The sequence below is a fragment of the Hymenobacter sp. genome (genome assembly GCF_036388155.1).
Lineage (GTDB): Bacteria > Bacteroidota > Bacteroidia > Cytophagales > Hymenobacteraceae > Hymenobacter.
This window is the reverse complement of the sequence record NZ_DASVSI010000006.1, coordinates 18091-30689: the sequence shown is the minus strand read 5'-3', so window position 1 is coordinate 30689 and position 12599 is coordinate 18091. Positions and strand designations below refer to the sequence as shown.

General features: G+C 54.3%; 12 protein-coding genes. 10 read left to right on the top strand and 2 right to left on the bottom strand.

Going from position 1 to position 12599, the window contains the following annotated elements; all coding sequences use genetic code 11:
• Positions 1-139: 139 nt before the first annotated feature.
• The 10 genes from VF629_RS00950 (at position 140) to VF629_RS00905 (ending at position 11522) form a co-directional block, all read left to right on the top strand.
• Positions 140-949: a hypothetical protein gene (locus VF629_RS00950; protein WP_331056563.1), complete on the top strand. Its 810-nt coding sequence runs from the start codon at positions 140-142 to the stop codon at positions 947-949.
• Between the two features lie 50 nt (positions 950-999).
• On the top strand, positions 1000-1929 hold the full coding sequence (locus tag VF629_RS00945; protein WP_331056562.1) for a hypothetical protein: 930 nt from the start codon (positions 1000-1002) through the stop codon (positions 1927-1929).
• A 9-nt stretch (positions 1930-1938) separates the two neighbouring features.
• The gene (locus VF629_RS00940; RefSeq protein ID WP_331056561.1) at positions 1939-3036 is read left to right on the top strand and encodes a hypothetical protein; all 1098 of its coding nucleotides are present in this window, start codon (positions 1939-1941) and stop codon (positions 3034-3036) included.
• Between the two features lie 112 nt (positions 3037-3148).
• The gene (locus tag VF629_RS00935; protein ID WP_331056560.1) at positions 3149-3610 is read left to right on the top strand and encodes a hypothetical protein; all 462 of its coding nucleotides are present in this window, start codon (positions 3149-3151) and stop codon (positions 3608-3610) included.
• 689 nt (positions 3611-4299) lie between these two features.
• Entirely contained in the window at positions 4300-6036 is a 1737-nt protein-coding gene (locus tag VF629_RS00930; protein WP_331056559.1) for a UvrD-helicase domain-containing protein, read from the top strand.
• A 174-nt stretch (positions 6037-6210) separates the two neighbouring features.
• The gene (locus VF629_RS00925) at positions 6211-6867 is read left to right on the top strand and encodes a hypothetical protein (protein ID WP_331056558.1); all 657 of its coding nucleotides are present in this window, start codon (positions 6211-6213) and stop codon (positions 6865-6867) included.
• A 30-nt stretch (positions 6868-6897) separates the two neighbouring features.
• Positions 6898-7953, top strand: coding sequence for an XRE family transcriptional regulator (locus tag VF629_RS00920; protein WP_331056557.1), 1056 nt, complete (start codon positions 6898-6900; stop codon positions 7951-7953).
• A 319-nt stretch (positions 7954-8272) separates the two neighbouring features.
• Positions 8273-8494 carry a DUF2188 domain-containing protein gene (locus tag VF629_RS00915; RefSeq protein WP_331056556.1) on the top strand — a complete coding sequence of 74 codons (222 nt, stop codon included), beginning with the start codon at positions 8273-8275 and terminating at the stop codon, positions 8492-8494.
• A gap of 128 nt (positions 8495-8622) precedes the next feature.
• Positions 8623-9846 carry a nucleotidyltransferase gene (locus VF629_RS00910; RefSeq protein WP_331056555.1) on the top strand — a complete coding sequence of 408 codons (1224 nt, stop codon included), beginning with the start codon at positions 8623-8625 and terminating at the stop codon, positions 9844-9846.
• Between the two features lie 470 nt (positions 9847-10316).
• Complete coding sequence (locus VF629_RS00905) at positions 10317-11522, top strand: SAVED domain-containing protein (RefSeq protein WP_331056554.1); 1206 nt, start codon at positions 10317-10319, stop codon at positions 11520-11522.
• Here the strand turns inward: VF629_RS00905 and VF629_RS00900 are convergent.
• The gene (locus VF629_RS00900; protein ID WP_331056553.1) at positions 11519-11881 is read right to left on the bottom strand and encodes a hypothetical protein; all 363 of its coding nucleotides are present in this window, start codon (positions 11879-11881) and stop codon (positions 11519-11521) included. The two genes, VF629_RS00905 and VF629_RS00900, sit on opposite strands and share 4 nt — an antisense overlap.
• Entirely contained in the window at positions 11851-12549 is a 699-nt protein-coding gene (locus VF629_RS00895; protein WP_331056610.1) for a topoisomerase C-terminal repeat-containing protein, read from the bottom strand. The genes VF629_RS00900 and VF629_RS00895 overlap by 31 nt, the downstream gene beginning before the upstream one ends.
• Positions 12550-12599 lie beyond the last annotated feature (50 nt).

Below are 12599 nucleotides of genomic sequence, written 5' to 3'. Positions count from 1 at the left end.
GTCTAATCAGGCCGCTCAATGTAGCTAACTGTAGTCGGCTAATTGGGACCCTACTGGTCCCATGAAAAGCATTTAGAAGCGTTAACTTCATGCCGGGGCTGCGAGCGCCCGGCTCTTGTCCACCACCTTAACTCCGGCCATGGAAACCTCTGGTATTGTCGTAAATTGTCTGATTCCCAAACTTGCCAAGCTGAGTAGGTCGGAGATTCTGCAACGCGTGGCGCGGGTTGAGCAAATCCGCACCCAGCCCCTTACATTCAGCTTATTTATCAGCTCGGCGCAACGGTTGAAGCAATTGCAGGAATTGCACGCGGCGGTGCGGGCGAGCCAGTTCACGTCCAGCTTAGCGGGGTTTAATATGTCTCCTAATTGGGTGCCTTTCCTGTTGGAGCTGCCTGCACCCTTGCACGCGTGGCTGAAAGCCAATTCCTGGGACGACATCGAAGCCCAGGTAATAAGCTGGATGGCCGGGCTGTATGCGGCGAATTGCCGGCGCGACGATATGCTGGCCAAGCTCAAACCCGCCATCAAGCAGTGCGCGCTGACCCACTACTCGCCCTTTGACCCACGCCGGGCCGAAGACCTAGTGGCCCAGTGGGCCGCCGAGTACAACCAGGAACGCCAGCGCCTGACCAGTACTCGGCATGCCGACGTTTTGCGCAATCCGTTTGCGGGAACCGAATGGCCCTTTCTCGACAACGCCGCGGTGCTGGCCAGCTTTCGCTTCGAGGTGCGCCTGGGCTATTTCACCGATGTCGATTGGGCTTTTATTGTCGTGCGGGACAAGCAAGAGATTCACAAGCTTTTCCCGGAGTGGTCAGCCGGAAAAATAGCCTCCGAGTTGAAGCGGTCTGAGACCGATAACCTGGACCGCAACCTCGGGCAACCAGCCATGTGGCAAGCGTGGCTACAGCATTTCAGCCCAGCCGAAAGCCAGTTGGTAAGCTAAAAACCCTGCTTTGCCTTACCAAACAATCGTTGCCAACTGAGATTGGTAGTATGAAATACGAGTTGACATTTGCAGAAGACCTGCAGGGGCCGGAACTGGCCCTGATGCAGGCCTACTGGGAAATCAAGGACGGAGAGTTTGTCCACAAGGCTCTACCGCTCGCCCAAGCGCATTCAATGACGGTTCCCCAGCTCACGGCACTGGCCCGGGCTTACGTGGCGTGCAAAATCTCCTTCGGTAACTGTATCGGCTGCGGGGATGAATTGCTCATGGTAATCAATACCAAAACGGCCTTTCAGGAATATTTGGTGGACTTTACGCGGCAGCGCTGCCCGGACTGTCAACGGGCCTTTGAGAAGCGGCAATTGTTCGAGCAACGCTTGGCCACGGAGCAGCCGGGCAGTGCGCTGGGTTATAATGCGGTTGAAGTAAAGCCTTGGCAAAACCTGCCGGCCGATGAGTTGGAAGTGTTAAAATGCATCGTCCAATTCAAAACCAAGCAGCTCATTTACCAGCATTTGTTTAGAGAAGGTAGCCGCTTCGACCGGACCAATATCTGGGATGTTTTTAATCGACTGGAAAAGAAGCGGCTAATCGTAACTAAGCGGGACTACAACCGTGGCATTGAGGGATTCAACTACCTGCCGGAGCTTGACAATGTGCTGCTGGAGCCGACGGAAACTATCACGTTGCCACCGGTGAATTTTCTGAACCTCAGGCTGACCCAGAATCCAACCAAGCAGACCAATCACCACGCAGATTACGCGGCTGTTTTCACCGTGGAGTCGGATGTGCAGCTGAAAGCCGGCAGCCGGTATGTGTACGGGGCTTGGGTGAATAAAAAGGGGGACATCAATCTCCAGATTACGCCGCTGGCCAATGTGCATCATTATCCCAACCAAGGCTTTGCTGGAAGAGAACCGCTAATTATCCGAGAGATTTTAGAGCGGTTATTGCCCCTGCACGACACTGCTGAGTAGGCTTTAGCAATGGCCAACCAACTAAAGCTTCCCTACGGCCTGCGCGATGGCCAGCTATGGCACATCAGCCAGGTGGCCACCGGGTTAGCCTGTAAGTGTATTTGCCTTGGCTGCGGCGCACTGCTGGTGGCGCGCAACTCAGTTGGCAATGTGAAGGTGGCCCACTTTGCGCATTACCAGGCGCTGGAATGCACCACGGGCCTGCAAACGGCCATTCACTTAGCAGCCAAGGACATTATTGCGCAACACAAGCAACTGTGCCTTCCGGGCATGGCGGGGCACTTATCATTCACCCCGGCCTTTTGGGAGAGCTTTTCATTTGATGCTCGGCCCTACGCCGACGAGCTATTTGACACCCTCGGTTTTATGGGCACTGAGTTTATCTCTAGCAGCTACGAAACCGACAACTACTACAGCTTTCCGGCTCGGTTGGTCGTGCTGGATGAGGTGATTCTTGAAAAGCGCACCGGGGATATTATTCCTGACATTATGGTGCGTATCGGCAGTAAATGGTTGCTGGTGGAAGTAGCCGTCACCCACTTCGTAGATGAGGAAAAGAAGACTAAAATCCGGGCAATGGGCTTACCAGCCATTGAGATAGATTTGAGCAAAATCCGGCGCGACATCAGCATGAGCGACTTGGAAGAACTGATAATTCGCGGCGAACAGCACAAGAAGTGGCTTAACAACCCCGAGTTACGCCGAGTAGTGAGCCAGCGTCGACAACGCTATTTTGAGGAGTGCCGGGCCAAAATAGAGCGCCTGCATGCCAAGCAACTGCGCGAAGAGGCGCGCCAAGCAGCACGCGAGCAGTGGCGGGCTAACCAGGCCACGAAGTCGCCAGCCGAGCGCGCCCTGGCCCAGCAACGCAAGCAGGAATTCTACAGCAAAAACTGTCGCCCCATAGTCGAGCGCATTGCCGGGGGCCTCGAATTCGTGCACCACGTCGACGACTGCCCCAAGGCAGCGCACCAACTTTTAGATAAGCCCTACGCTAATGTGCAATGGGACTGCTCCAACTGCTTGGCCTTCCGGGGGTACAGGCCCTACCGCACGGCCATTGTGTGCCTATACGAGTATCTGAGGCACAAAGGAGATATCATCTAACTAGCAAGCCAGGCCAAACTTACTTTGCGGAGGGAAGCAAGAATTTATCTGCAACACCTGCTCCAAAACGTCTTCTCTATAATTGCAAGAGCATACTAAATACACCGTTACAATGGCAGAAATAGATGAAATCGTATTATTTCAGGACAATGAAATCCATGTCTATAAAGGAGATAAACTCCATGATGCTAACTATGATGAAGACATTATCATCAGCATAGGTAGAGCATCGAACGATGGGAGTCTTCGTCCCAACGTACTTCTCCGCCCGCTTTGGAACTTGAAAGACACTGATGAACCTCGTGCTTACAAGGAGAAATTCAGTCCTGGCGACTTCTTCCAGCAGACTTTTGATAGTAACAATCGGCCAGGCTCGGGTAGCATTCTACAGGATTTCCTCCTTGCGAATGGGGACCGATATTCCATTAAGAATGTTTATTCAACGCTCAAATCAGAAGACGGTTTTGATATATCTGACCCCGCGATAGATTTCTGGAAGCGACGAACTGTAAAGAGACTTGCTGTTTTTGACGACACCTTGAATAGATATAAAATCCTATTTCCGCAGATATGAAGCACAGATAACCACTCGAACTCCTATTCTGACGAGGCGGGACTGAACTAACGTTACCAGGGTGAGCTGGAGAAGATGCTGTGGCCGAGAGCTGTGCCGCCACTGTCCATCCCTGCACGGGTTCACCGTCGTCATTAATGCCCCACACATATACCCAGGTGCGAACATGGGCGCCCAACACAAGTTCGGTACCTGTAGGAAGTTCACCGATGATGGGCGCTTTGCCGTACTTCCTGCAGGATGGCCACCTCCCCACACTGGGAGCCGCCGGGGGCGGGAAAGCTTCGCGCCACTTATCGCGGGCCGGCACAATACAGGTGATATAAAAGGCCATAGTTGGCGTGCGCGACCCCGACGGAGCGCAGCCAGCGAGCTTCAAAATTAAGGTAGGTCACAGAAAGGCGTCGAGCCGGTAAAACCGGGATGAGAAAGCTGCCCCGAACTTACTGCATTCTGCGACGGCAACGTCGTTCTGAAACACCAGAAGTGGCCCGCTTTTTGGCACCTGGGTAGCTTTAAAACGCCCAATTCCTTTTCTATTTGATGCACTACCTCTACAAAGGTTTTTCTTTCGGACGGCAAAGCACCTGCCTCATGCGCCTGCGCAGCTTTTCCGCTTCCACTACCGACCACTCGGATTGGGTCGCGTTGCACAGGGAATGGACACGAGCCAGTAATCAACCGGGCCAATGAGTACTCCGCAACCGCCAGCCCTGCCCCTTACCCCGGAGCAGCAGGCCATCGTGGCTTCCTCGGGCAATATCAAAATCAACGCCGTCGCCGGCTCTGGCAAAACTACTACGGTGGTCGAATACGCCCGCACACGGCCGCCACAAGCGCGTATTTTGTACCTGGCATTCAATAGTGCAGTGCGCTGGGAAGCTGTGCGCAAGTTCCGGGCGCAGGGCCTGGGGCATGTGCAGGTTGAAACGGCTCACTCGCTGGCGCACCGCTACATCGTGTACAGCAGCCGTTACACCGTGCGCAAGAAAGATTTCAAACCCTATGACTTGGTAGGGCTGCTTGGCCTGCCTCGGCCGGCCGGGCCATCGGCACTGGGCGAGTTCGTGCTAGCTACGCACATTCTCAAGTTTTTGGCCTATTTCTGCAACAGCAATAAGGAGCGGGTAAAGCAGCTGAACTACCTCGATATTGTGGTAGAAGTAGCGGCGCGGGAGTTTGTAGCGCAGAACTACGACTTGATTGAGGACGGCTGCCTACAGCTTCTGCGCCGAATGCACAGTGCCGAAATTGCCATCACCCACGACTTTTACCTGAAGAAATTTCAAATTGACGCCCGGCTCCTGCGCTACGACTATATCCTTTTCGACGAAGGCCAGGATGCGTCGGAGGCCATGTTGGACTGGTTTTTCAAGCAAGCGGCTACCAAAGTCATCGTGGGCGATGCTCACCAGCAGATTTATGGCTGGCGGCACGCAGTAAACTCCCTGAGCAAGGCCGATTTCACACCCTATCACCTTAGTGCCAGCTTCCGGTTTGGCTCTTCACTGGCCGAACTAGCCACGCAGGTACTGGCTTGGAAAGCACACCTGGGGGCCGAGGCCCCTTTGCCCGTGTCCGGCCATGGCCAGGGGGTAGCCACCACTACACGCGCCGTTATCGGCCGTACCAACGTTGGGCTACTGCTCAAGGCATTCGAGTATGCTGCGCAGCCCGGCGACCATGCTCAAAAACTCTATTTTGAAGGCAACATTAAGTCGTACACCTACGCCGACACGGGTGCAAGTCTTGACGATGTGCTGCACCTATCAAACGGCCGCCACGCGTCCATAAAAGACCCGCTGCTCCGCCGGATGGCCGACCTCGACGGGCTGCGCGACTACGCCAAGCAGACCGAAGACGCACAGCTCCTGCTCCTCGTCAAAATTGTGGAAGACTACGGTAACGACGTGGTGGACCTCATTGAAGAACTCAAGCTGCGCCACGTAAAGAACGAGAACCGTGCGGAAGCGCAGGTGTACTTCTCGACCGTACACCGCTGCAAGGGCCTGGAGTACGACGCTGTGCAGCTGACCGATGATTTCATCACTCAGGAACGAATCGACCAATACGTGCGCGAACACGCTAGAAAGCCCATCGAGTCGGGGGCACTGGCGCGGATTCTGGAAGAAATAAACCTGCTGTACGTAGCCCTCACACGGGCCAAAAACATGCTCTACGTGCCAGCCGCGTGCTTGCCCACTGGCTTCGTGGCTGGCCCTGGCATTGTGGCCACACACGAAGCCAGTGGCCCGACCCTTATTCAGCCGCTGCCATTGCCCGAGGTGCCAGCCGTGGCCGTGGTTGTGCCGCTCGTGCCCGTTACGCCTCGGAGCAAGCCAGCGCCCCAACTGGTGGAGTGGAAGTCATTGCAGCAGAAACTGGATGCAGTTTCTGCACCTCGTGCCTCAAGTTTATTAGAGTAGAAACACTGCTAAATCAGGATACACCAAGCTTTATTGCTAGTGTGAGTAGTCAAAAGTTCCCAACCCGTAAAAAATATTCCGCTGCCAGTCAGGTAGTTGCTCACAGCAATAGCAATGTTATTTTGCCTGTTATATTTTTCGTGATACTTTTGAGTGTCATGAAAAACTAACCTTATGAACAAGACCCTTCGACCGCCCATTAACCTCACCGACTTCAGAAGTCAAATTCCTGCGACTGAGTTACAGGTTATCATTAAGGCGGTGGGGGATGCCATGCAAATGACCATGGATATCGAAGGCGTCGACCCGTTCATTCCTCATTTTCGTGCAATATACTCTTCGTGCCTATTTCCGCGCATCTGGGGCAAGCTCGAAGAAGTATTCGCGGGTGAGGACTCGTGGGAAGTGAAGAAAAGCCGGATGACCTTCACGCTCATTAAGAAGGGCATCTGCCAATTCCATTTTTACAAAGGCAGCGCCAGCGCATCTTTCAAGGCTACTTCGAAACGCCAGAAGGCCATCGTACAAGGAGAGTTGTACGGCGATTTGGAAGAGTTACCCAGCGTAATCCTTCAGCATTTTTCTGACCGGATGAATTCGCAGTTGGTTGGTTTTCATGCCTTATTCTTTGTGCGCGGCAAACTCGTTGAGGATTTTGATATTCTCAACCAGATTTCGGCCCAGCAGTCCGGCTTATCGATTTCCCCCAAAGCTGAGGTTATCGAAGAGGTCGTTCCAGGCTTGACCATCCGCTTCAAAAAGAAGGACAAAGCGGCCCCGGCCACCCCGCAAAAACGCAAACCCACCCAGACACAACAAGCGAAAGGATAAACAATTATGGAGACTCGGTTCAATTACCAAATGCTGGAATTAGCCCGGTCATCACGCGGAATCACCCAGAAAGAACTAGCGACTCTACTCAATCGGACGCAAGCCGCAGTTTCGCAATGGGAGCACAATTTGCGCGAGCCCAACGAGGACGATATTTCACTGCTTTCAACGGCGCTGGACTATCCGATAAGCTTTTTCTACCAACAAGAAATCGATGTGTACTTGCCCCCCGTGCAGGGACACTATCGCAAAAAAGCAGCTCTCAAAGCTGTATCACGCACACAGCTTGAATCCCACTTCCGCCTGCTAGGAGGCTGGGTAAATAAGTTGCAGGATGCCATAGAAATAGAGGATGGAATTGCCAGCCCTGACTTTTTAGAGGACATATCGGAGGCTTCTCCCGAAGACTTAGCCCGACAGCTACGGGCCAAATGGCGGGTGCCAAACGGCCCGATTCGCAACTTGACGACCTTGCTGGAAAACCACAAAATCGTGGTGGCCAAAACGTGGCTGTTCAATGAGAATGTGGATGGCTACAGCTTCCACACTACCTCCGGGATGCCCGTCATCTATGTCAACCGGGAGGTAGACCTTGACCGTTTACGCTTCAACATCGCTCACGAGCTCGGGCATTTGGTCATGCATTCTGATTGCCTGCCCGATGCGGAACGGGAGAAGGAAGCCCACCGTTTCGCCGCCGAATTTCTAATGCCTGGCCATGAAATTCACGACCAACTAATCAACCTCCGCATCGAAGGCTTGATGGCGTTGAAAGCCCGCTGGGGGTGTTCTATGGCGGCTTTGGTGCAACGGGCGCGTCACCTTGGGCTACTCAGTGAGGAACGCTATAAAAGCATTCTGATTGGGCTGTCTCCCTACCGCAAAAAAGAGCCTGTTGATTTGGCGAAGCATGGGTTTGTGGAGAAGCCACAGTTGCTCGGCATGATGATGCAATACCATCTGGAAGAAGTGGCCATGACGGCCACCCAGGTCAGAGATATGCTCCACTTGAATGATGGGGACTTTAGCCAGCTAATGCTGACACTGGGCCTAGGCTCCGGGGGAATGTTTATTTCTCACCGCTAGTGACCAGACCAGCAGGCTAATTACCCATCCGTACCACCCTTAAACCCTAACCACCCGACTACGAACTTCTTAAAAACGCAAACCGGCTGCCACAGGTCAGTGACAGCCGGCATGGTAGAGTTGCAGTAATAATTGGTTGGCGCCTCACTTACTGATGCCGGGAGTAGTCCCCCGGCCGCGCAATCCTACCGTGAAATTTACGAGGGTGCAAAGGTAGTGGAAATTCACTACCCAGGATGCGTATGCCCTTGTGCTTGACCCAGTGCACTGCTCACCACTGAATCATCTCCGTGAGCAATCATTCTAAGCCCCACTAATCATGGCGAAGAATCTGCACGTCGTGCCCCGCTCTACTGGCTGGGCCGTCAAGACTGCTGGCGCGGCCCGTGCCGCCACCATTGTTCCTACTCAATCGGAAGCCATTGCGGTGGCCCGGCAAATGGCCATTGGCCGTGGCAGCGAAATGCTCATCCACGGCACCAATGGACAAATCCGTGCCCGCAACAGTTACGGGAACGACCCTGAATCCAGCAAAGGGTAATGCGAAAGGGGCTGTTCAACTAGATAGTTTTTAGTTGAGCAGCCCCTTTTTGGTATTCACCTGGCATGAGCCCGCGCACTCGTCGCTGGCCCGTCCCCAGGCTTATCATGTCCTAACCACACCTCTGTATGTCATACTTAAACTATGTCACGCCGGCGGATACGCCAGCACAACAGTTTGCGCGCAAGCAAGAGCTGTTTACCTTGCTTGACCGCATCGGTCAGGATATGGAAATCCCTCCTGGTCGCTATAAAGAGGCGGAAGAAAAGTATCTCGCCGTCAGCGACGTGCTGCATGGCTGCCCCACGCTGAGCCAATACGACCCCCACGTTTTTGCGCAAGGGTCTTTTGCGCTGGGTACTACGGTGCGGCCCCTGCACGGCGACGAGTACGATTTGGACTTCATCTGTTTCCTTCGGAAAGCGCATCACTTGCAGCACACGCAGCGGCAAGTCTACGATTACTTGCACAAGCGCCTAGCCAACCACGGTGTATATAGCTCCATGGTTGAGCTAAAGAACCGGTGCGTGCGGATTCGCTATGCTGATAAATTCCACTTGGATATCACGCCCGCCGTGCGCAATCCGTATTGCTACCGGGGCGGCCTTTACGTCCCGGACCGCAAGCTGGTCATCTGGAAGGCATCGCATCCGAAGGGCTACGTGGAATGGTTTACGCCCATTGCAGCCCTGAAGCCGCGCCTCAAAATGCTGGAGAAGGCTGTGGAAGGCCGGCACGTGGCATTGGGGACTACAGAAAAGCTTCCCGAGCAGCAAATGCCGCGAGGCATTCTCCGCCGGGCCGTGCAGTTTATGAAGCGGCACCGCGACACCTACCGCGAGCAATACCCCTTGCACGCAGATTATGCTCCTATCTCTATCATCATCACTACCCTGGCGGCCCATGCCTATCAGCTAGCGGTCAGTCTGGGAGAATACGATTCGGAGTTCGATGTGATGAATGCCGTTATCGACCTGATGCCGCGCTTTATCGGCATCGAGCAGGATTGGGCAAACAAGCGCATTTACACGGTGCTGAACCCGACGACGGACGGTGAAAACTTCGCCGACAAATGGATTGACCCCAAATACTACGAAGCGTTTACGGCATGGCACCAGGCGGCGAAACACGACCTGCGCAACCTGGAGATGCTACGGGGCCGCGATGAGATTCAAAAATCTCTGCGCAACTCGCTGGGCAGCGTGGAAACGGACCGGGTATTTGGCATCCAGACCCAGCGCATCAACCAGGCCCGGGAGCAACAAACACTACACATTCCCCCGGCGGCTCGCCCAAGTATCGCGGCAGCGGCAGCTTTGCCGGTGCTCCGAAACAACTTTTTCGGCAAGTAAGTGATGGGGCTTTTACGTACGAAGTCTCTCTCCTTGCCGCATCAGCTGGCCACCCTCCGCGCCAATTGGCCGGAGGGTGAAACGCGCCTGACTCAACTTGGCCTGACGTGGACTGGCCCCCTCATGCCATCCGTGTTCAGTCGGACCTACTTGGCGCGGGTTTCCTATCAATCACCACAGCATCTGCCAATTACACAGGTCTTGTCGCCATCTTTGGATGAGTTGGCAGGCGGGCGAGAAATCCCCCATATGTATTCTCAAAAGAAAGGGGAGTTGTGCCTGTTCACGCCAAAATTTCATGAATGGACGGGGCAAATGCGCCTTTCCCACAGCATTCTACCTTGGGCAGAGTTGTGGCTCTATTATTTTGAAGACTGGCTCGCTACTGGGGAGTGGCAAGGTGGCGGCACCGACCATCCCACCCCTCGCACTATTTCTACTTACAGTGCACCTTTTCTACGAAGTCTCCGATGAAGGCCAGTACTTCCAAAAAGCAGGCGGGCACTTCCAAGGAAGCGCAGCGCAAAGCACTCAGCCCAAGAGTAAAACAACTTCTTTACGTGCGGGCTGGTGGTCGTTGTCAACTCTGCCAGGATTACCTGCTGGAGAGCGACGAATTGGGCTATTATGAGTTCAATCGGGGCGAAATGGCGCACATAGTTGGGCAGAGCCTCGCTGTTACCTCCCCACGGGGTGACTTTCCATTGGCCAAAGAATTGCGGGATGAGGTCGAGAACCTCATGTTGCTTTGTGCCCGGGACCACCAGACTATCGACAAGGCGATTGAGAATGGTGACTTCACGGTAGAGCTACTGCGCGAATTAAAGCAGGAGCGGGAAGCGCACATCAAGCACGTCACTGGGATTCCCCAGAACCACCATACTTGCATCGTGCGACTGGTAGGTCGGATTCGGGGTAACATAGTGCAGGTTACGCGCCCTGAGTGCAATAGCGCCACTTTGCACCACCATCCGGCTCGATTCGCCAATTTTGCGCTCGACTACCACCGGCAAGGAGTGGAAATTGACATCACCGCGTTAGGTGAACCCGAAGAAAATCCAGCCTATTACCAGACCGTTAAACTCTTAATTGACCGAGAGATACAGCTCATTCGGCAAGGTATTGAGCGTAGTGAAATAGCTCACCTATCCGTGTTTGGGTTTGCTCGTATTCCAGCACTGGTGTACTTAGGCTTCCAGCTGGGCAATAAAGTTGGTGCTACCCTGTTCCAGCGTCGACGAGTCGATGCCAAGCATTGGCATTGGTTACGAGAGGGGCCGGTGCAGCATTTCGAATGGGAGCTTATTCAATCCTCCCCGCAGGTAGAGCGAGTAGCATTGATTGTGAATGTCACCGGGTGCATTCATCGATGGGAGCTGCCAGCTGCTATAGATGACACGTATAACATCTTTTTACTTAAGCCGACTGACGTTGACCCGCACGCTGATACCGTTTTGACAGTAGAATCGCTCGACCAATTTCGCCAAGCCTACCGTCGGCTTATGGCTCACCTGGAAATCAAGCATAAATCGACAAACCAAGTCCATCTGTTTCTCGCTGCTCCAACTGCGGTTGCCATTGCGTGTGGACTCGACTTAATGCCTCATGCTCAACCCACCTTGCTGGTTTATGACCGTATGCCCCGAGAATTCGCTGCTGCTTTATCCGTGAACTAGTTAGTTGCTTTGAAGTACGCCATCTGCAATTGGAAGGTAGCCAGTGCCTCGCCATCGGGCAGCAAAAAACGCTGGCTCGGGCTATCCGGCGGAAATTGCAGCAATTCGTTCTGCACATCAAGGCTGCGCAGTAGCCGGTGCAGCAAGCGGGGTTCCTCTTTCTTCAGGTTACCGTTTTTGAGGTTGATGATGGTGGTGTAGGGAAACTTGTGGGCTTCACAAAAAGGCAGCAGTCCACCCCGCGCAATCATCTTCAACCGGTTCTGGGCGTAGAGCAGTGCATCCTGATAGGGCAAGGCCAGGCTCAGGTCGGGAAAGCTTAGGGGCGCTACTTCCGGCCCGCGTTTTTCTTCTTCCATGCTTTGTAGCTTTTAATCATTTCGGCGGCCTGCTCCGCCGTGGTAGCCCGGGCTTGCTCCTCTGTACAGTCGGGCTTAAACTTAGCTTTTACCTCTCCATCGGAGACATAAAGGCCCCATTCGTTGCGGCCGATGGTGTACTTCCCCACGGTAGCCAGCACGTTTTTGGCAGCCTCTGCCTGGGCTTTGATGAGGTAGTTGACGGCCAGCGCCGGGGTAACGGCCGCGGCTGATATGCCGGCCGGCACGTTGAAATACTGCTCGCGCCACTTCAGGTACACGCCTTTCGGTCCCTGACCCACGACCACCGGCTTGCCCTCGTGCTGGCTCACCTCGCGGGGGGCCGACGCCCGTCGCTGGGTAATGAGGTCCTGGGCCTGCGCTTCGCTCAGCTGCGCGGGGCTGATGCCCTCAGGAATGTTATAGTATTTCTCGGCATGTAGAATGTAGGGGCCGTTTTTGCCGGTTCCCAACAGCAATTCTGCGCCCTCAAAGTGGCCCAGGAGGCGCTTTTGCAGCTCGGCCCGGTCCGGAGTAAGCTGGTCGGCAGCGGCCACCCAGCCTAGCAGGTTCTGGTCGAACATCGGCACGAACTGCTGGTAGGTCTGCTGGCCCCGGGCAATCTTGTCGAACACGGCCTCGCAGCCAGCGGTGAACTTGTAGTCCATCACGGGGTCTCACTAGAGTAGGAACAGAAAACCCCGCTAAGGAATTTCGG

What these genes read in the sequence shown, in the direction of transcription:
- VF629_RS00930 (WP_331056559.1), top strand. Translation starts at nt 4,300, where the DNA reads ATGAGTACTCCGCAACCGCCAGCCCTGCCCCTTACCCCGGAGCAGCAG.
- VF629_RS00910 (WP_331056555.1), top strand. Translation starts at nt 8,623, where the DNA reads ATGTCATACTTAAACTATGTCACGCCGGCGGATACGCCAGCACAACAG.
- VF629_RS00895 (WP_331056610.1), bottom strand. Translation starts at nt 12,549, where the DNA reads ATGGACTACAAGTTCACCGCTGGCTGCGAGGCCGTGTTCGACAAGATT.
- VF629_RS00940 (WP_331056561.1), top strand. Translation starts at nt 1,939, where the DNA reads ATGGCCAACCAACTAAAGCTTCCCTACGGCCTGCGCGATGGCCAGCTA.
- VF629_RS00945 (WP_331056562.1), top strand. Translation starts at nt 1,000, where the DNA reads ATGAAATACGAGTTGACATTTGCAGAAGACCTGCAGGGGCCGGAACTG.
- VF629_RS00950 (WP_331056563.1), top strand. Translation starts at nt 140, where the DNA reads ATGGAAACCTCTGGTATTGTCGTAAATTGTCTGATTCCCAAACTTGCC.
- VF629_RS00935 (WP_331056560.1), top strand. Translation starts at nt 3,149, where the DNA reads ATGGCAGAAATAGATGAAATCGTATTATTTCAGGACAATGAAATCCAT.
- VF629_RS00925 (WP_331056558.1), top strand. Translation starts at nt 6,211, where the DNA reads ATGAACAAGACCCTTCGACCGCCCATTAACCTCACCGACTTCAGAAGT.
- VF629_RS00920 (WP_331056557.1), top strand. Translation starts at nt 6,898, where the DNA reads ATGCTGGAATTAGCCCGGTCATCACGCGGAATCACCCAGAAAGAACTA.
- VF629_RS00915 (WP_331056556.1), top strand. Translation starts at nt 8,273, where the DNA reads ATGGCGAAGAATCTGCACGTCGTGCCCCGCTCTACTGGCTGGGCCGTC.
- VF629_RS00900 (WP_331056553.1), bottom strand. Translation starts at nt 11,881, where the DNA reads ATGGAAGAAGAAAAACGCGGGCCGGAAGTAGCGCCCCTAAGCTTTCCC.
- VF629_RS00905 (WP_331056554.1), top strand. Translation starts at nt 10,317, where the DNA reads ATGAAGGCCAGTACTTCCAAAAAGCAGGCGGGCACTTCCAAGGAAGCG.